General features: G+C 71.4%; 17 protein-coding genes. 7 read left to right on the plus strand and 10 right to left on the minus strand.

What is annotated here, in order from left to right; translation table 11 throughout:
- Nucleotides 1-22: 22 nt before the first annotated feature.
- A complete protein-coding gene (locus tag ACZ4S3_RS25985; RefSeq protein ID WP_467938118.1) occupies nt 23-1,711 on the plus strand; it encodes an LCP family protein in 1,689 nt (562 codons plus the stop codon).
- 193 nt (nt 1,712-1,904) lie between these two features.
- On the opposite strand, the gene ACZ4S3_RS25990 is transcribed toward ACZ4S3_RS25985, so the two are convergent.
- Nucleotides 1,905-2,930, minus strand: a complete 1,026-nt coding sequence (locus tag ACZ4S3_RS25990; protein ID WP_467938120.1) for a glycosyltransferase family 2 protein — start codon at nt 2,928-2,930, stop codon at nt 1,905-1,907.
- Nucleotides 2,931-3,222: 292 nt separating this feature from the next.
- Between ACZ4S3_RS25990 and ACZ4S3_RS25995 the strand changes: the two genes are divergently transcribed.
- From ACZ4S3_RS25995 to ACZ4S3_RS26005, 3 genes are read left to right on the plus strand one after another with little or no spacing between them, the layout of a single operon-like run.
- The gene (locus tag ACZ4S3_RS25995; protein WP_467938122.1) at nt 3,223-4,698 is read left to right on the plus strand and encodes an LCP family protein; all 1,476 of its coding nucleotides are present in this window, start codon (nt 3,223-3,225) and stop codon (nt 4,696-4,698) included.
- On the plus strand, nt 4,695-5,144 hold the full coding sequence (locus tag ACZ4S3_RS26000; RefSeq protein ID WP_467938124.1) for a hypothetical protein: 450 nt from the start codon (nt 4,695-4,697) through the stop codon (nt 5,142-5,144). Before ACZ4S3_RS25995 ends, ACZ4S3_RS26000 begins: the two co-directional genes overlap by 4 nt.
- 40 nt (nt 5,145-5,184) lie before the next feature.
- The gene (locus ACZ4S3_RS26005) at nt 5,185-5,787 is read left to right on the plus strand and encodes a VanZ family protein (protein WP_467938126.1); all 603 of its coding nucleotides are present in this window, start codon (nt 5,185-5,187) and stop codon (nt 5,785-5,787) included.
- Here ACZ4S3_RS26005 and ACZ4S3_RS26010 read toward each other — a convergent pair.
- From ACZ4S3_RS26010 to ACZ4S3_RS26020, 3 genes are all read right to left on the minus strand, one after another.
- A complete protein-coding gene (locus tag ACZ4S3_RS26010; RefSeq protein WP_467938128.1) occupies nt 5,735-7,069 on the minus strand; it encodes a cytochrome P450 in 1,335 nt (444 codons plus the stop codon). The two genes, ACZ4S3_RS26005 and ACZ4S3_RS26010, sit on opposite strands and share 53 nt — an antisense overlap.
- Nucleotides 7,066-7,860: an alpha/beta fold hydrolase gene (locus ACZ4S3_RS26015; RefSeq protein ID WP_467938130.1), complete on the minus strand. Its 795-nt coding sequence runs from the start codon at nt 7,858-7,860 to the stop codon at nt 7,066-7,068. Before ACZ4S3_RS26015 ends, ACZ4S3_RS26010 begins: the two co-directional genes overlap by 4 nt.
- Nucleotides 7,861-7,993: 133 nt before the next feature.
- Nucleotides 7,994-8,548 carry an acyl-CoA thioesterase gene (locus ACZ4S3_RS26020; RefSeq protein ID WP_467938132.1) on the minus strand — a complete coding sequence of 185 codons (555 nt, stop codon included), beginning with the start codon at nt 8,546-8,548 and terminating at the stop codon, nt 7,994-7,996.
- A 273-nt stretch (nt 8,549-8,821) separates the two neighbouring features.
- On the opposite strand from ACZ4S3_RS26020, the gene ACZ4S3_RS26025 reads away from it, so the two are divergent.
- Nucleotides 8,822-10,120, plus strand: coding sequence for an LCP family protein (locus ACZ4S3_RS26025; protein WP_467938134.1), 1,299 nt, complete (start codon nt 8,822-8,824; stop codon nt 10,118-10,120).
- A 129-nt stretch (nt 10,121-10,249) separates the two neighbouring features.
- Here ACZ4S3_RS26025 and ACZ4S3_RS26030 read toward each other — a convergent pair whose 3' ends face one another.
- Nucleotides 10,250-11,425 carry an acyl-CoA dehydrogenase family protein gene (locus ACZ4S3_RS26030; protein WP_467938136.1) on the minus strand — a complete coding sequence of 392 codons (1,176 nt, stop codon included), beginning with the start codon at nt 11,423-11,425 and terminating at the stop codon, nt 10,250-10,252.
- 209 nt (nt 11,426-11,634) lie between these two features.
- On the opposite strand from ACZ4S3_RS26030, the gene ACZ4S3_RS26035 reads away from it, so the two are divergent.
- Nucleotides 11,635-12,975: a UDP-glucose dehydrogenase family protein gene (locus tag ACZ4S3_RS26035; RefSeq protein ID WP_467938138.1), complete on the plus strand. Its 1,341-nt coding sequence runs from the start codon at nt 11,635-11,637 to the stop codon at nt 12,973-12,975.
- Between the two features lie 44 nt (nt 12,976-13,019).
- Here the strand turns inward: ACZ4S3_RS26035 and ACZ4S3_RS26040 are convergent, their stop codons facing one another.
- Nucleotides 13,020-13,571, minus strand: a complete 552-nt coding sequence (locus tag ACZ4S3_RS26040; RefSeq protein ID WP_467938140.1) for a CGNR zinc finger domain-containing protein — start codon at nt 13,569-13,571, stop codon at nt 13,020-13,022.
- 79 nt (nt 13,572-13,650) lie between these two features.
- On the opposite strand from ACZ4S3_RS26040, the gene ACZ4S3_RS26045 reads away from it, so the two are divergent.
- Entirely contained in the window at nt 13,651-14,025 is a 375-nt protein-coding gene (locus ACZ4S3_RS26045) for a VOC family protein (protein ID WP_467938142.1), read from the plus strand.
- 22 nt (nt 14,026-14,047) lie between these two features.
- Here ACZ4S3_RS26045 and ACZ4S3_RS26050 read toward each other — a convergent pair whose 3' ends face one another.
- The 4 genes from ACZ4S3_RS26050 to ACZ4S3_RS26065 all read right to left on the minus strand — a co-directional run bounded on the left by ACZ4S3_RS26050 (nt 14,048) and on the right by ACZ4S3_RS26065 (nt 18,402).
- Nucleotides 14,048-15,142: a dipeptidase gene (locus tag ACZ4S3_RS26050; protein WP_467938513.1), complete on the minus strand. Its 1,095-nt coding sequence runs from the start codon at nt 15,140-15,142 to the stop codon at nt 14,048-14,050.
- Between the two features lie 385 nt (nt 15,143-15,527).
- The gene (locus tag ACZ4S3_RS26055) at nt 15,528-16,715 is read right to left on the minus strand and encodes a dipeptidase (protein ID WP_467938144.1); all 1,188 of its coding nucleotides are present in this window, start codon (nt 16,713-16,715) and stop codon (nt 15,528-15,530) included.
- Nucleotides 16,712-17,254: a 5-(carboxyamino)imidazole ribonucleotide mutase gene (gene purE / locus ACZ4S3_RS26060; RefSeq protein WP_467938146.1), complete on the minus strand. Its 543-nt coding sequence runs from the start codon at nt 17,252-17,254 to the stop codon at nt 16,712-16,714. Before purE ends, ACZ4S3_RS26055 begins: the two co-directional genes overlap by 4 nt.
- Nucleotides 17,251-18,402: a 5-(carboxyamino)imidazole ribonucleotide synthase gene (locus ACZ4S3_RS26065; RefSeq protein WP_467938148.1), complete on the minus strand. Its 1,152-nt coding sequence runs from the start codon at nt 18,400-18,402 to the stop codon at nt 17,251-17,253. Before ACZ4S3_RS26065 ends, purE begins: the two co-directional genes overlap by 4 nt.
- Between the last annotated feature and the right edge of the window lie 32 nt (nt 18,403-18,434).

Below are 18,434 nucleotides of genomic sequence, written 5' to 3' on the forward strand. Positions count from 1 at the left end.
GTGACAACGGGGAGAGGGCCCAATGCGGCAGAGCAGTGTGCGCGGTGAGCGATCACGTGGGCAGCGCCGGTCCGGACCACAGAGACTGGGCTTCGACGACAGCCTGAACGACGGCGGGCTGCCGCCGGACGCACCCGGCTGGACACCGCCGGACGGCGACGGCGACGGGCCGCCCGCCCCCGACGAGGGCGGCCGCCGCAAAGGGCGCCAGCGCCGCCGCAAGAAAGGCGGCAAGGGCCGCAAGGTGCTGCGCTGGACCGCGCTCGGCCTCGGCTTCCTGCTGGTCGCCGGGGCGGGCGCCGGGTACTGGTATTACGAGCACCTCAACGCCAACCTCCGCAAGGCGCCGAGAACCCTGGGCGGCGGCGATCTGAAGAAGCCCGATCCCAATGCGTTCGGGCAGACGCCGCTCAACATCCTGCTGCTGGGCTCCGACGGCCGTAACAGCGAGGCGAACATCAAGCTGGGCGGCGCCCGCCAGGACCGGGACCGCAAGCCGCTGGCCGACGTCCAGATGCTGCTGCACGTCTCCGCCGACCGCAGCAACATGTCGGTGATCTCCATACCCCGCGACACCCGCGTCGCCATCCCCCAGTGCACCGACCCGAAGACCCACGAGGTCTACCGGCAGACCACCGCCGCCATCAACCAGTCGCTCCAGCACGGCGGTCCGGGCTGCACGCTGGCCACCTGGCAGGAGCTGACCGGCATCTACATCGACCACTTCATGATGGTCGACTTCTCCGGCGTGGTGGACATGGCGGACGCCATCGGTGGGGTCCCGGTCTGCGTCGACGGCAACGTCTACTCGCACGACAGCAAGGGGCACGGCAGCGGCCTGAAGCTGACCAAGGGCACCCACTCCGTCAAGGGCGTCCAGGCCCTCCAGTGGCTGCGCACCCGCTACGGCTTCGAGGACAACACCGACATCGGCCGGGCCAAGGCCCAGCACATGTACATGAACTCCATGGTCCGCCAGCTGAAGAAGGGCGCCAAGCTCACCAACCCCGGCCAGCTGCGCGATCTGGCCGAGGCCGCGACCAAGGCGCTGACCGTCGACAACGGGCTCGACACCGTCAAGAAGCTCTACGACCTGGGCGGCGACCTCAACCGGGTGCCCACCAAGCGCATCACGATGGTCACCATGCCCTGGGTATACGGCCCCGGCGAGGCATATGTCCTGCCCAAGCCCGGCGACGCGGAGCAGACCTTCGCGATGATGCGCAATGACACCGCGCTGGACGGCAAGGGCGCCAAGAAGAAGCCGGCGCCCGACCCCAAGCCGTCAACTCCCAAGAGCGACCTGAGAGTTGTCGTCCAGAACGGCACCAACAGCGGCGTGACGGGCCCGGTCTCCGGCCGCGCGACCGTCATCCAGCAGCAGCTGGCCCAGCTCGGCTACACCGCCGCCGGCACCGACTCCGCCCTCACCACCCAGGCCGACACCACCATCACGTACAAGGACAAGGCGCAGCGCGGCGACGCCCTCGCGCTGGCCAAGGCGCTCGGCCTGTCCAAGAGCGCGGTGAAGGAGTCGAGTTCGGCCTCGGGGATGCGCCTGGTGGTCGGCAACGACTGGCGCGCGGGAACGGAGTACCCGAAGAAGCCGGGCGGCGACAAGGCCGCGGACAAGGCACCGGACAGCGCGGACGCGCTCAATGGGGACGACAAGAAGGCGTGCATGAAGGTGAACCCCACCTACGCGTTCTGAGGGTTCTTCCCCACGTTGCCGGGTGCGGCGCCGTGTCTGTCCGGTGGTTTTGTGCCCCGCCCGGCGGCGGGACCGGGGGAGGGTGTGGGGCTGGTCGCGATGTGATGTGCGGGGTGGGGTCGGCCGTGGCTGATCCGACCCCACCCCGCCCGCCGAAGGCGGGCGAAGAGACAACAGACGGGGTACGGCGGTGTCACCCGACGACGTGGGGGGAAACAGAGGGTCGCCGGCTCGCAATGACCTTCCGGGCCAGTGACCGGGGGCTGGTGAGGAACCCGTAGCCCCACGACATGTGCATCGTGGCGAGCGCGACGGGGATCTGGGCGCGGGCCTTGAGCGACAGCCCCTTGCCGGCCGGGAGTGAACCCGCCGTGATGGCCGCCAGATAGCCGGCCGGGACGACAAGGCCCCAGGGCGTGACGGCCGCGCCGACGACGACACCCGCCGCGATGGCGCAGAGGGCGGTCGGCGGCGCCAGATAGCGCAGATTGATCGAGCCCGCGTGGTAGCGCGCGACGACATGCCGCCACTTGCCGTAGTCCTTGTACTGCTTGGCCAGCGCCTTGATGCTCGGGCGGGGGCGGTACTGGACCTTCAGCTCGGGGGAGAACCAGATCTGGCCGCCCGCCTCGCGGATGCGGAAGTTCAGCTCCCAGTCCTGGGCGCGGATGAACTCCTCGTTGTAGCCGCCCTGTTGCTCCAGCGCCTCGCGCCGGAACACCCCGAGGTAGACGGTCTCGGCGGGCCCCGCCTGCCCGCCCGTGTGGAAGGCGGCATTGCCCACGCCGACCTTGGAGGTCATCGCGGCGGCGACCGCGTCCTCCCAGGCGTTCTCGCCCTCGGCGTGCATGACGCCGCCGACGTTCTGCGCGCCGGTCTCCTCCAGGAGGCGCACGGCGGTGGCGATGTAGCTCGGGGAGAGCATGCCGTGGCCGTCGACGCGTACGACGATGGGGTGCCGGGAGGCCTTGATCGCGGCGTTCAGCGCGGCGGGGGTGCGGCCGGTGGGGTTGGGCACGGTGTGCACGCGGGCGTCTTCGGCCACCAGCTCGGCGGCGATCTCGTCCGTACGGTCCGTGGACGGGCCGAGGGCGATCACCACCTCCATCTCGCCGGCGTACTCCTGCTCCAGGATGTGCCGGACCGAATTGCGCAGGTGACGTTCCTCATTGAGCACCGGCATGATCACGGAGACGGCCGGGGGCTGCTGCTGCGGCATGGTTCCTCGGGGGTACGGCCCGCGGTGAGCCGCCATGGGCGGCAGCGCCCGCCGGGAGACTGCGGTATCACGCCTCACGTTACCGCGAACGGGGGACAGCGGCGGACGTCGGACGGGTGGCCGGGCGGCCGATGCCCGGCGTGTGATGCTTTGCAGTCGATCATATAGGCCTACGGTGTTCTCGCCGACTTCATCCCGACTTGTCCCGACCCATCGTTCCGACCCGCCGGCCACACCGGCTGCCCCTCGTTCCCGGCCGACCGTCCTGCCGTCCCGCCGCGGAGGTGTCCCCGTGACCGCCCCGTCCCGCTCCTCCCGCCCCACCGCCCGCCGGAATGCCCGGCCCACGGGGCACCGGCGCCCGCCGCGCAAGCGCTGGGGGCTGCGGTCCAGCGCCGTCGCCGCCGTTGTGCTGCTGGGCGCGGGCGCCGCGGGCCACGCCATGGTCACCGGCGTGGAGACCCGGATCGGCCGGGTGGACGCCTTCAAGGGCATGCCGACCGACGAGCGGCCCGGCGGCGGCAGCGGCCTGAACTTCCTGGTCGTCGGCACCGACGGCCGCGACAAGCTCACCAAGGACGAGAAGCGGACGTACCACCTGGGCGGCGTGCCCTGTCACTGCACCGACACCCTGATGCTGGTGCACCTCTCCGCCGAGCGGGACCGCGCCAGCATCATCAGCCTGCCGCGTGACTCCTACGCCGAGGTCCCCGACCACGAGGACGCCGCGACCGGCCGGCGGCACCGCGAGCACCCCGTCAAGCTGAACGCGGCGTACGCGGAGGGCGGCCCCAACCTCACCGTACGGACCGTCGAGCACATGACCGGCGTGCACATCGACCACTATCTGGAGGTCGACTTCACCAGCTTCATGCGGAGCGTGGACGCGGTCGGCGGAGTGGAGGTCTGCACCCCGCACCCGCTCAAGGACAGCTTCTCCGGCCTCGACCTCCCCGCCGGCAAGACGCTCCTCGGTGGCGGCCAGGCCCTCCAGTACGTCCGCTCCCGCCACATCGACGCCTCCGCCGACCTCGGCCGCATGCACCGCCAGCAGCGCTTCCTGGCGTCCCTGATCCACAAGATCACCTCCTCCGGGGTCCTGATGAACCCCATCCGCTTCAAGGACGTCGCCGAGACGATGCTCGCGTCCGTACGGGCCGACTCCGGCTTCGAGGCCAACGACCTGGTCGACCTCGGCCAGGCGATGCGCGGCTTCACCCCCTCCTCCTCGGAGTTCGTCTCCGTGCCCCTGACCAAGGAGAACCTGCGGCTGCCGGGCGGCGGCGAGGCCGTCCGCTGGGACCCGGCGGCCGCCCGGCAGCTCTTCCAGGCCATCCGCGAGGACAAGCCGATCGCCGAGCGCCCCGTCAGGAACAAGAAGCAGCCGCGCACGGCGGTCGTGGACGTGCCGCCGGCGCAGGTCAAGGTCCATGTCGACAACGGCACCGCCCGGCCCGGCCTCGGTGACACCGTCGCCAAGGCGCTGCACGCCACCGGCTTCGCCAATGCCGGCGTCCCCGGCAACACGGCGCACGGCGCCACGCCCCGTACGGTCATCGACTACGACCCGCGCTGGGACCGCTCGGCCCGCTCGCTGGCCGCCGCCCTGCCCGGCGCGCAACTGCGCCCGATGCCGGGCCGCGGCCCGGTGCTCCAGGTGACGGTCGGCGACGACTTCAAGGCGGTGACACCGGTCAAGGCGGAGCAGCCGCCGCAGGCCCCGGGCGGCGTGGGGGCGATCACCGGCGACCAGGCGGTGTGCCCATGACCGTTCCCGCGCCCCGCCGCACCCGGCCCCGGCAGCACGCGGACCGCCCGGCCGCCCACCGCTACGCCCCCCGGGCCGGCATCACCCTCGCCGCCCTGTGCCTGGCCGCCGCCACCGCCGCCGCGGCCCCGCCGGCCCCCGCCGCCCCCACCGGCTGCGGGGACCTGGCCAACGGCCGGCTGTGCCTGCGCGGCCCGGTGGGCACGACAGGGAGGTATACGGCGGCCTACCGGCGGCACGAGGGCGCCGGGCCGATCACCGTGCGCCTGGGCTATCAGCGCAAGAACGCAAGGATCACCGCCTTCCCCGGCTGGTTCGGCACCGGCCGCATGCGGCACGGCGTCCTCACCGGCGGCGGCCGGGTGGAAGTGCTGCCGGACGAATGCATCCGCGGCGTGATGGAGCACGCCGGAAAGGTCTTTGTCACCAAGTGGAGCTGCGCCTGAACCCCAGGTCCAGGTCCCGGGTCCTCGCAAGGAGCGCAGCATGTGGCAGGCAGCGGTACTGGCCCTCACCCCCACCACCGTGACGCTCTTCCTCACCGCCATGGTGGCCCTGGCCCTGTCCCTCGCCACCTGGAGCGCCCGCGCCCCCACCGGCCCCGCGCCCCGCACCACGGCCGCCGTGCTCCTGGCCCTCTGGCTTCTCGTGCTCCTCGCGGTGACCCTCGCCCCCACCCAGCCCATCGGCTCCGGCGACGCCACGCTGTGGTGGCGGCCCGGCGAGGGACTCTTCGACCCGGGCGCCCCGCTGCAGCCCCAGGAACTGGAGATGCTGATCCGCCAGCAGATCGCCAACGCCGCGCTGTACGTACCGGGACCGCTGCTGCTGCGCTTCGCGGCACCGCGCTGGTCGGCCGCCGCGGCGTTCCTGCTGGGGGTGGGCCTTTGTACGTCCGTCGAGACCGCCCAGCTGCTGATGCGCGCCGGGCGGATCGCCGATATCGACGATGTGCTGTGCGCGGCGGCCGGGACGGTGACCGGGGCGGGGCTGGGGCTCCTGGCGCGGCTGGCGGCGGCCCGGCTGTGGTCCGGCCCTACGCGGCCGGAGCGTCCACCAGCCGCAGACGCAGCGACTTCAGACCGTTGATGAAGTTCGACACGAGGCGCTGCGGCGGCTCGGCGACCGCCAGCGTGGGCAGCAGGCTGCACGTCTCCTCGTAGAGCACCCGCAGCTGCAGCCGGGCGAGGTGCGCGCCCAGGCAGACGTGCGGGCCGTCGCCGAAGGAGACATGGGGATTGGGGTTACGGGCCAGGTCCAGCCGGTGCGGGGCGGCGAAGACCCGCTCGTCGTAATTGGCCGCGCCGTGGAAGACGACCACCTTGTCGCCGGCGCGTATCGCACGGCCGGCCAGTTCGGTGTCACAGGCCGCGGTCCGGCGGAAGCTGAGCACCGGCGGGTGCCAGCGCAGCAGCTCCTCCACACACGTCGCCGTTCCCACCGCGCCGCTGCGCAGCGCGCGGTAGGCGTCCGGGTGCCGGGCCAGTGCCAGCAGGCCGCCGGGGGCCGCGCTGCGTACCGTGTCGTTGCCCGCGATGGTCAGCAGGAAGAAGAACATCTCCAGCTCGGCCGTGGCCAGTTCGCCGTCCGCGGCGAGGACGGTCATGATGTCGTCGCCCGGATGCCGTCGCTTGTGGGCGGCCAGCTCCCGTGCGAACGCGAACATGTCCTGGAGCATCGCCGGGGAGCGGGGGTTGGCGGGACGCCCGTCGGGTCCGGATGCGGGCGGGCCCGCCTCGTCCGGGTCCTGGTAGCCGATGACGCGCCGGGTCCAGCCCAGGAGCAGGCCGCGTTCACCGGCCGGCACACCGAGCAGGTCGGCGAGGTTGAGCAGCGCGAAGTCGTCCGTGACATGGGTGACGAGGTCGCACTCGCCGCTGCCGGCGCGGGCCGCACCGGCCGCCGCCGTCAGCAGGCCGCGGGCCCGCCCGCGCACGACGGCCTCGAAGTGGCCGACCCGGCTCCGGGTGAAGGCACGGCTGACCAGCCGCCGCAGCCGCCCGTGGTCATTGGGGTCTCCCCTGCGCAGGGGATCCTGATTGAGCATCATGCGGCGGATGAACGGCAGGTCGGCGGGGTCGGGATCGCGGATCTGGGTGGCGCCCAAGCGGGAGGAGAAGGTGCGTGCGTCCTTCAGGACCCGTACGACGTCGTCGTGCCGGGTGACCGCCCAGAAGCCGGGTCCTGCGGGCCAGCCGAGCACCTCGGGCTCTTCCTGCCAGGCCACCGGATGCCGGTCGCGCAGGAGCCGGTAGGCGGCGTGCGGCAGCCCGTCGGCGTAGCCGCGTGGGTCGAAGACGTCCGGCACATCCGGCGCGTGGGGTGCGGCCGGATCCGTGGGATCCGTGGCACCGGCTGCGGGCCCGGTCATCCGGCGTCCGGCCGCTCGCTCGTGCCGTCGGCGCGCAGGAAGTCCTCCACGGCCCGGATCAGCTCAAGGGGCGTCTCGTCCATGGCGTAGTGCCCGGCCGACGGCAGTTCGACCAGCACGCTGTTGGCGTACCAGCGCATCCATGTCTGCCGGGTCAGTTCGGCGGTCAGCGCGGGATCCAGCGCCCCGGCCACCGCCAGCGCCGGCACCGCCGAGCCCTCGACCTCGGCCGCGAAGCCCTCCCCGGCCCAGGAGTCCAGCCAGGCCCGGAACGCCTTGGGTTCGCTGCACTCCAGTGACCGCCGCACCATCCGGTCGAGCCAGGCGGCCGGGCGCCGCCCGCCGGTGGTGAGGTCGATGATGGTCCGCCGGTTCCGCGGGGTGTGGGCCGCGGCGGAGAACAGCTCCCACTGCTGTGGTGGCAGGGGCAGCCCGGAAGCGGGGACCGGTGAGATGCCGACGAGCCTGCGGACGCGGTGGGGTGCCGCGGCCAGTACCCGTTGGATGACACTGCCGCCCATCGAATGACCGATCAGCGAGAACCGGTCCCAGCCCAGCCGGTCGGCGAGCGCCAGCACATCGGCCGCCCCCTCGCCGGTGGTGTAGGCGCCGGCCGTGTCCTTGGCCTCGCCATAGCCGCGGAGGTCGACCAGCGCGTACTGGAACGCGTCCCGGTCCAGGTCCGGCAGGACCGGGTCGAAGGTGGACCGGTCGGCGAACCAGCCGTGTACGGCGATGACCTTGTGCGGCCCCCGGCCGTGCAGGGCATGGGGCAGGACGAAGGAAGCCACCCTCACTCCAGACGTGTGACGGAACACGCCGACGGCCGTCGGCCGTGCCCGACCAGACTGGCCGTGCCCACCGCGCCCGGCAAGGGCGCCACGGCCTCCCGCGGGGCTCCCCTTCGGGTTCCCTTCGGCTTTCCTACCCCTCGTCGAGGCCCTCGGCCGCCCGCCGCTCCCGCAGTTCCATGATCGCGCGCCGTCGGGCGAGCCGATGGGTGCGGCGGATCTGGGCCTCCTGATAGCGGCGCTTGTCGCGCTCGGTCTCGGGGAGGACCGGCGGTACCCGGCGCGGCTTGCCGTATTCGTCGACGGCCGCGAAGACGAGGTAGGCGGAGCCGACCTGCTGGGCCGGGGTGGATTCGTTCCAGCGCTCGGCCAGGACCCGCACGCCGACCTCCATGGAGGACCGGCCGGTCCAGTTCACCTGGGCCTTCACATGGACGAGGTCGCCGACGCGGACCGGTTCGAGGAACGCCATCTCGTCCATGGACGCGGTCACCGCCGGGCCGCCGGAGTGGCGGCCGGCCACCGCGCCCGCCGCGTCATCCACCAGTTTCATGATCACGCCACCGTGCACGGTCCCGAGAAGATTGGTGTCTCCGGCGGTCATGATGTGCGACAGCGTCGTACGGGAGACGGACGTGGGCTTGCCCGAGAGCTCGCCCTCCGGGCTGTGGGTGACGAGTTCGGTCATGCAGCCAGCCTAAGCGGGGCGGCCGCGGACCCGCCCCGGACGGTACGTGACGCCCGTCTCGTGACGACTGTCTCCCTGCGTGATGCTCGTCTCCCTGCCCCCGTCGGAAACCATCGGGAAGGGTGGGTTCCGACGGCCGCGCCGGAATGGTCACAGCCCCTTGCGGTATGGCCCGGAAGGCCGTCGTCGCTTTGCATCAGGTCTGCAACAGCCCTGGTCCTATCCCGCACCTGCTCTATTGGGCGGCCCCTGCCGGCGTGCACACTCTCCCCTATGAATGAGTGGCCCAATGGGTGGTCCGGGGACCAGAACGGCAACCGGTACGGACGCGGCAGCGGCGCCGATCCGGAGGGTGCGCGCGCCATGCCGCAGGTGCGGCGCGACGCGGGGTCCGGCTACCCCCGGAGCGAACCCCCGCTGCCCCCGGGGATGTCCCCGCGCCGAGGGTCCGTACCGCCGCAGCAGTCCCAGGGCTACGACGACTACGACAGCGGCTACAACACCGGCCAGGTCTACGGCGGTGGCGGTGGCGGCCGCGGCGGCGACGACGGCTATGACGACTACGGCCCGCAGGGCCGCGGCGCCCGGCCCCGTCCCAACTGGGGCCGCCGCATCAAGTGGACCGTGCTGACCGTGGTCGTGGTGCTGGCCGTCGCCTCCGTCGCCACGTACTTCTGGGCGGACGGCAAGCTGCGCCGCCAGGTGGACCTGAGCAAGGTCATCGACCGGCCGGCGACCGGGGACGGCACCAACTACCTGATCGTGGGCTCGGACAGCCGCGAGGGCATGACCGCCGAGCAGAAGAAGAAGCTGCACACCGGCTCCGCCGAGGGCAAGCGCACCGACTCCATGATGATCCTGCACGACGGCTCCAACGGCCCGACGCTCGTCTCGCTGCCCCGTGACTCGGACGTCGAGATACCCAGCTTCGTCGGTTCGGACTCCGGCAAGAAGTACCCGGGCACCGGACGGCACACCAAGCTGAACGCGGCCTACGCCGAGGACGGCCCCGAGCTGCTGGTGCGTACCGTCGAGTCCAACACCCATCTGCACATCGACCACTACGTCGAGATCGGTTTCGCCGGTTTCGCCAACATCGTCGACTCGATCGGCGGTGTCGAGATGGACATCCCCAAGGCGTTCAAGGACAAGTGGTCGGGCGCCGACTTCCCGGCGGGCAAGCAGACCCTCAACGGCCAGCAGGCCCTCGCCTTCGTCCGCACCCGGCACGCCTTCGCGGGCAGTGACCTGGACCGTACGAAGAACCAGCAGAAGTTCCTGGGCACCCTGGCCGGCCAGGTCGCCACCCCGGGTACGGTCCTCAACCCCTTCAAGCTCTACCCGACCATGAGCGCCGGCCTGGACACGCTCGTCGTCGACAAGGACATGAGCCTGTGGGACCTGGGCCAGATGTTCTTCGCGATGAAGGGCGTCATGGGCGGCGACGGCAAGTCGATGAACATGCCGGTCTCCGGCTCGACCGGCGGCAACCTGGTCTGGGACAAGACCAAGGTGCAGCAGCTGGTACAGCAGCTGAACAACGACGAGAAGGTCACGGTCAGCGGGAACTGACCGGCGGCCCGGCAGCAGACCGGTGCAAGAGGGGCCCCGGACCGCCACTGCGGTCCGGGGCCCCTTCTTTTCCGGTCTTTTCCGGCTGCGTTTCCGGTGCTCTTCCGGCTGCTCTTTTCCGGTCCCTGCTTACTGCGGCAGGTTCCGCGCCATCACGATCCGCTGCACCTGGTTCGTGCCCTCATAAATCTGCGTGATCTTGGCGTCGCGCATCATCCGCTCGACCGGGTAGTCGCGGGTGTAGCCGTAGCCGCCGAGGAGCTGGACGGCGTCCGTGGTGATCTCCATGGCGGCGTCCGAGGCGTAGCACTTGGCGGCCGCGCCGAAGAAGGTGAGGTCCTCGTCCTTGCCGCCGGCCGAGATGCGCTCGGACTTGGCGGCCGCGGCGTAGGTGAGCTGGCGGGCCGCCTCCACCTTCATAGCCATGTCGGCGAGCATGAACTGCACGCCCTGGAAGTCACCGATCGGCTTGCCGAACTGCTTGCGCTCCTGGACGTAGCCCTTGGCGTAGTCCAGGGCGCCCTGGGCGATGCCGAGCGCCTGGGCCGCGATGGTGATGCGGGTGTGGTCCAGGGTCTTCATGGCGGTGGCGAAGCCGGTGCCCTCGGCGCCGATCATGCGGTCGGCGGGGATGCGGACGTTGTCGAGGTAGACCTCGCGGGTCGGCGAGCCCTTGATGCCGAGCTTCTTCTCCGGGGCGCCGAAGGAGACGCCCTCATCGCCCTTCTCGACGACGAAGGCCGAGATGCCCTTGGAGCGCTTCTCGGGGTCGGTGACGGCCATCACCGTGTAGTACTCGGAGACGCCGGCGTTGGTGATCCAGCGCTTGACGCCGTTCAGCACCCAGTAGTCGCCGTCGCGCACGGCCTTGGTCTTCATGCCGGCCGCATCCGAGCCCGCGTCCGGCTCGCTCAGGCAGTACGAGAACATCGCGTCGCCCTTGGCGAGCGGGCCCAGGTACTTCTTCTTCAGCTCCTCGGAGCCGGAGAGGATGACGGGGAGCGAGCCGAGCTTGTTGACCGCCGGGATCAGGGAGGACGAGGCGCAGACGCGGGCGACCTCCTCGATGACGATGACGGTGGCCAGCGCGTCGGCGCCGGCGCCGCCGTAGGCCTCTGGTACATGGACGGCGTGCAGGTCGTTGGCGACCAGCGCGTCGAGCGCTTCCTGGGGGAAGCGCGCCTCCTCGTCCACCGCGGCGGCGAACGGTGCGATCTTCGCCTCGGCGAGGGCGCGCACCGACTCGCGGAGCATGTCGTGCTCCTCCGCCGGCCGGTACAGATCGAAATCAGCGGTTCCCGCCAAGGTTTCTCACTCCCCTGTGAGCTGATGACTACAGTGCTAACTACCGTTAAGTAACCCGTTACCTCATCGGATTCTAGGCCTCGGCCGGGCTCACGGATACGTGAGGTTGCCGACAGCCTCCCGGAGAGGGGGCGAGCGGCCGGGAGGGGCGCGGGGGGCGCGACTATGCTCGGTCAGCGCCATTTTCTTCCTCAGCGTCTGGAGCGTCCATGGCCCTCAAGATCACTGTGATCGGCACCGGCTACCTCGGTGCCACCCACGCCGCCGCCATGGCCGAGCTGGGTTTCGAGGTGCTGGGCCTGGATGTGGTGCCCGAGAAGATCGAAATGCTGCAGCGCGGCGAGGTCCCGATGTACGAGCCGGGGCTTCAGGATCTGCTGGGCCGGCATGTCGCCGGGATCGAGGGGGCCAGCGGCCGGCTGCGCTTCACCACCTCCTACGAGGAGGCGGGGGCGTTCGGTGATGTGCATTTCGTGTGCGTGAACACGCCGCAGAAGCATGGTGAGTATGCGTGCGACATGTCGTACGTGGAGAGCGCCTTCGATGCGCTGGCGCCGCATCTGACGCGGCCCGCGCTGGTCGTCGGCAAGTCGACGGTGCCGGTGGGCAGCGCGGCCCGGCTCGCGGTACGGCTGGCGGAGCGGGCCCCGGCCGGGGAGGCCGCCGAGCTGGCCTGGAACCCGGAGTTCCTGCGCGAGGGGTTCGCCGTCCAGGACACCCTGCACCCCGACCGGATCGTGGCGGGTGTGGCGAGCGAGCGGGCCGAGAAGCTGCTGCGGGAGGTCTATGCGACGCCGATCGCCGAGGGCTCGCCGTTCGTGGTGATGGACTACCCGACCGCCGAGCTGGTGAAGACCTCCGCCAATTCCTTCCTGGCCACGAAGATCTCGTTCATCAACGCCATGGCGGAGGTGTGCGAGGCGGCCGACGGCGATGTGGTGAAGCTGGCCGAGGCCATCGGGCATGACGAGCGGATCGGCAAGAAGTTCCTGCGGGCCGGTATCGGCTTCGGCGGCGGGTGTCTGCCCAAGGACATCCGGGCGTTCATGGCGCGCGCCGGCGAGCTGGGCGCGGACCAGGCGCTGACGTTTCTGCGCGAGGTCGACTCCATCAATATGCGGCGCCGCGGCCATATGGTCGAGCTGGCCCGGGAGGCGGTGGGCGGCGGCTTCCTGGGCAAGCGGGTCGCCGTACTGGGCGCGACGTTCAAGCCGGACTCGGACGACGTACGGGACTCGCCCGCGCTCAATGTCGCCGGGCAGATCCATCTCCAGGGCGGCCAGGTGACGGTCTACGACCCGAAGGGGATGGAGAACGCGCGACGGCTGTTCCCGACGCTGGCCTATGCGGACAGTGCGCTGGAGGCGGTGCGGGGCGCGGATGTGGTGCTGCATCTGACGGAGTGGCGCGAGTTCCGCGAGCTGGACCCGGCCGCCCTGGGCGAGGCGGTCTCCGAGCGCCGCATTCTGGACGGCCGTAACGCCCTCGATCCCGCGCTGTGGCGGAAGGCCGGATGGACGTACCGGGCGCTGGGCCGCCCCCGCGCCTGACGCCACCACGGACAAGGCCCACCGGGCATGACGTCGCTCGGCCGTCAGGACTCCGCGCGCCGGGCGCGGTAGGTCCGCATCTTCGCCCGGCTGCCGCAGACCGCCATGGTGCACCAGCGGCTGCGGCCGGCCGGGCTTCTGTCGTAGAAGACCCAGCGGCAGTCGTGGGCCTCGCAGGCCTTGAGCCGGGTCCAGGTGCCGTCGGCGGCCGCGGTCGCGATGCCGGCGGCTATCCGGGCCGTGAGCTGCCCGGCGCCCCGGAGCGCGGCGGCCGGGCGGAGCGCCGCGCCGCCGTCGGGGCCGACGGCCAGGACCAGGGGCGCGCGGGACAGCAGCCGGTCCAGGGTCCGGGCCGCTTCCGCGTCCACCCCGGTACGGGTCGTATGGGCCGCACAGACCGCGCGCAGCGCCTCGCGGAGGCCCCTCAGCTCCGCCAACTCCCCTTCATTCAGGGTGAGTTCAGGCACTCCGTACTCGCGGAAGAAGGCCCGCGGCCCGCCCTCCGCCGTCAGCGCGTCCTCCCCTGTCTCGACGTCGAGGGTGTTCACCAGGCCCTGCACCAAAAGCAGGGCATCCGGAGCTGTTCGGTCGGTCACCCTTGTCACGTTACCGGCAAAGGGCCATCATGCAGTAACCACACGAAGTTACCGGTTGATGCGACAAGGGGGTAACGCCATGGCTCTGATCGATCTCGGCGTCACGGTGCTGGACTGTCCCGACCCACGGGCGCTCGCAACCTTCTACGCCGAGGTGCTCGGCCGGCAGGTCGAGGGCGCGGACGACGCGGAATGGGTCGAGGTCGTAGGACCCGGCGGCCGCGCGCTCGCCTTCCAGCGGGTGGACGAGGGGTACCGGCCGCCGCGCTGGCCCGGCCAGGACCAGCCGCAGCAGCTCCACCTCGACTTCGACGTGCGCAGCGCGGACATCGAAGAGGCCGAGGCCAAGGTCGTCGGGCTGGGGGCGAAGCTCGTTCAGCACGACGAGGGCAAGCGGGACTTCCGGGTCTATCTCGACCCGGCCGGGCATCCCTTCTGCCTGTGCATGAAGTAATCCGCGCGGCCGCCCGGGGCGCTCATACCCGCGCCCCGTCCAGCCGCTCTATGGTCGCCGTGGACGGCATCCGGCGGCCCCGGACCGAACGCGCGACACTTTCCGCACCGCGCACCGCCCGTAGCGCATTGCCCCAGGTCAGAGCGGCCAGATCGCGGACCGACCAGCCCCGGTCGATGAGTTCGGCGATCAGCAGCGGATAGCCCGCGACATCGGGCAGCGGGCTGCGGTGCGCGGTGGCCGGATCGGTGTCGAAGCCGGCGCCGAGGCCGATGTGGTCGGGTCCGGCCACCGTCCGCACATGGTCGAGGTGGTCGGCGATGTCCTGGACGGAGGCGGGGTCGCCGCCTTCGGTGAGGTGTTCCGGGGTGAAGGTGATCATGCAGATGCCGCCGTTGCGGGGCAGCAGCGAGAGCACCTCGTCGGGGACGTTACGGGGGTGCCCGGTGACCGTACGGGCCGCGGTGTGGCACAGGAGCACCGGGGACTTGGTGATCTCCAGGGTGTGCCGCATGGTGTCGGCGGAGGACCAGGAGAGGTCGATGAGCATGCCGAGGCGGTTCATCTCGCGGACCACCTCCTCGCCGAACCCCGTGAGCCCGCCGGCCTTCGGGGCGTCGGTGGCGGAGTCCGCCCAGGGGGTGTTGCGGTCGGCGGTGAGCGCCAGGGAGCGCACGCCGAGCCGGTAGAAGGACCGCAGCACGCCCAGCGAGCTGTCGAGGGCGTGACCGCTGGCGGATCCGAGCAGCGAAGCGATCCGGCCGCGGTTGCGGGCCTCGGCCATATCGTCCGCGGTGAGCGCCAGGTGCAGCGTCTCGGGGTAGGTGCGGACCAGCGCGTGGACGAAGTCGATCTGCTCGAGGGTCGCGCTGAGGGCCACGTCGCCGGTCAGCTCGGTCGGCACCTGAAGGGACCAGAACTGGCCGCCGACGCCGCCGGCCCGCAGCCGCGGGATGTCGGTGCGCAGGCCCGTCTCGCCGTGGTCGAGGTCGAAGCGGTGGCCGGGCGTCAGGTCGTGGCCGGTGCGCTGCCGCAGTGCCCAGGGCAGACCGTTACAGCCGTCGACGACGGGGTGTGCGGCAAGCAGGGCGCGGGCTCGGGCGAGCGGGCCGCGCAGATTGAGCGGCAGCGGGCCGAGGGGCTCGGCGTCGGGGGCGGCATCGGGGGCGGCGGCCTCCGGGGCGGCGGTCCCGTCAGGGTCCGCGAGGCCGGATATCTCCGGGACGCCGGTGGGGTCGGTCAGCTCGGCAGGGGCGAGATCGGCCATGGCGTACTTCCTGGACGGAGGGGCGCGCGCCAGTGCTCGTTGAGGGGCGACGGGCGGGCAGTGGTGACGCCACCGTCGCACGCGGACCCGTACGGTTCACGGTGAGCGATGCGTACGGGTTACCACCCTGCGTCGTGGTGGACCGGGGCAGGAGCCGTTGTGGGTTGCGGTGGGCGGTGGGCCGGGACGCTTGGTTGCCCGCCAGGGCCTTCCGCCCCGGCCCCTCGGACAGGCCCTAGCCGTCGAGCTGCTCGATCGTGGCGTTGGACGGGCCGCGCCGGGCCTGCTCCTCGCGTGCCACGTCCTCGGCGGCGCGCAGCGTGCGGACCGCGTTCTGCCAGGTGAGCTTGGCGAGGTCGGCCGTGGACCACTTGCGGTCCAGCAGTTCGGCGATCAGGTTCGGGTAGCCCGCGACATCGGCCAGGTCGGCCGGGGTGAAGGCGGTGCCGTCGAAGTCGCCGCCGATACCGAGGTGGTCGACGCCCGCGACCTCACGCATATGGTCGAGGTGGTCGGCGATGGTGGCCGCGGTGGCCATCGGGCGCGGGTGGGCGGCTTCGAAGGCCCGCTGGACGGTCATGCCCGCCTCGGTGGTGTCGAGGTGGTGCAGGCCGTGGGCGCGCATGTTCTCGTCCGCGCGCAGCGTCCATTCCACCGCGGCGGGCAGCACGAACTTCGGGACGAAGGTGGCCATCGCGATGCCGCCGTTGGCGGGCAGCTGGGCCAGGACGTCATCGGGGATGTTGCGGGGGTGGTCGCAGACCGCGCGGGCGGAGGAGTGCGAGAAGATCACCGGCGCGCGGCTGACCCGGAGGGCGTCCCGCATCGTTGCGGCGGCGACATGCGAGAGGTCGACGAGCATGCCGAGGCGGTTCATCTCGCGGACGACCTCCTCGCCGAAGGCGCTGAGGCCGCCGGCCCGCGGCTCGTCGGTCGCCGAGTCGACCCAGGCCAGCGAGTCGTTGTGGGTGAGCGTCATATAACGCACACCCAGCTGGTGCAGCGCGCGCAGGGTGGCCAGCGAGTTGTTGATGGAGTGGCCGCCCTCGGCGCCCATCAGGGAGGCGATACGGCCTTCCGCGCGGGCCGCCTCCATGTCGCCGGAGGTGAGCGCCAGGCGCAGATCACCGGGGTAGCGGGTGACCAACTGCCGTACGGCATCGATCTGTTCCAGGGTGGCGCTGACCGCCTTGTCGCCCGCGTAGTCGGCCCGTACGTAGACGGACCAGAACTGGGCGCCGACGCCGCCGGAGCGCAGCCGCGGGATGTCGGTGTGCAGATGCGCGGACTGGTCGTCGGCGATATCGCGCCGGTCGAGGTCGTAGCGGACCTGCTCGCGCAGTGCCCAGGGCAGGTCGTTGTGCCCGTCGACGACGGGCCAGCGGGCGAGCAGGTCCCGCGCGGCGTCCTCCGCGGAGCTCACTTGCCGCCGCCGAAGCCGAAGCCGGCGGGGGCGGCGACCTTGTTGCGCAGCCGCTTGCCCTTCTCGGTGGCCTGGTCATTCAGCTCCTGCTGGAACTCGCGCATGCGGCCCAGGAGCTCGGGGTCGTGGGCGGCGAGGATACGGGCGGCGAGCAGTCCCGCGTTACGGGCGCCGCCGACCGAGACGGTGGCGACCGGGACCCCGGCGGGCATCTGCACGATGGACAGGAGGGAGTCCATGCCGTCCAGGTACTTCAGCGGGACGGGGACACCGATGACGGGCAGCGGGGTGACCGAGGCGAGCATCCCGGGGAGGTGGGCGGCTCCCCCGGCGCCCGCGATGATCGCCTTGAGGCCGCGCCCGGCGGCGTCCTCGCCGTACGCGATCATTTCGCGCGGCATCCGGTGCGCCGAGACGACATCGACCTCGTAGGGGATCTCGAACTCGGCGAGCGCCTGGGCGGCGGCCTCCATGACGGGCCAGTCGGAGTCGGAGCCCATGACGACGCCGACCAGGGGGCTTGAGGAGCTGGAGGTCATTCGGTGATCGTTCCTCGCAGATAGCCGGCGGCGTGCGCGGCGCGCTCGCGCACGTCGGCCAGGTCGTCGCCGTAGGTGTTGACGTGGCCGACCTTGCGGCCGGGCTTCACGTCCTTTCCGTACATATGGATCTTCAACTGCGGGTCGCGCGCCATGCAATGCAGATACGCCGCGTACATGTCGGGATAGTCGCCGCCGAGGACGTTGGCCATCACCGTCCAGGTGGCGCGCGGGCGCGGATCACCCAGGGGGAGGTCGAGCACGGCACGGACGTGGTTGGCGAACTGCGAGGTGATCGCGCCGTCCTGGGTCCAGTGGCCGGAGTTGTGCGGGCGCATCGCGAGTTCGTTGACCAGGATCGCGGGCTTCCCGTCGGGTCCGGCGGTCTCGAAGAGCTCGACGGCCAGGTGGCCGACGACGTCCAGCTCCTTGGCGATGCGCAGCGCCAGCTCCTGGGCCCTGACCGCCAGCTCGGGGTCGAGACCGGGCGCCGGGGCGATCACCGTGTCGCAGACGCCGTCGACCTGTATCGACTCCACGACCGGATAGGCGACGGCCTGGCCGTGCGGCGAGCGGACGATGTTGGCGGCCAGTTCCCGGACAAAGTTGACCTTCTCCTCGGCCAGAACGGGCACGCCGGCACGGAACGGCTCGGCCGCCTCCTTGGAGGAACGTACGACCCAGACTCCCTTGCCGTCATAGCCCCCTCGGACGGTCTTGAGGACCACCGGGAAGCCGGCCCCCTCCGCCGCGAAACGCTCCACATCCTCGGGATCGGAAACGATGCGGTGCCGCGGGCAGGGCGCGCCGATCGCGTCCAGCTTCGCGCGCATCACCCCCTTGTCCTGGGCGTGCACCAGAGCCTCGGGGCCGGGCCGTACGGGGATACCGTCGGCCTCCAGTGCCCGCAAGTGCTCGGTGGGGACGTGCTCATGATCGAAGGTGATCACATCGCAGCCACGGGCGAAGGCGCGCAGCGTCTCCAGGTCGCGGTAGTCGCCGATGACGACTTCACTCACCACCTGGGCCGCCGAGTCCTGCGGAGTGTCGCTGAGGAGCTTGAACTTGATGCCGAGGGGGATACCCGCCTCGTGGGTCATACGGGCGAGCTGACCGCCGCCGACCATGCCGACTACCGGGAACGTCACGCTCCCCAGGGTATCCGCACCTCAGTGCTGCC

Source organism: Streptomyces sp. NPDC028368 (assembly GCF_055565615.1).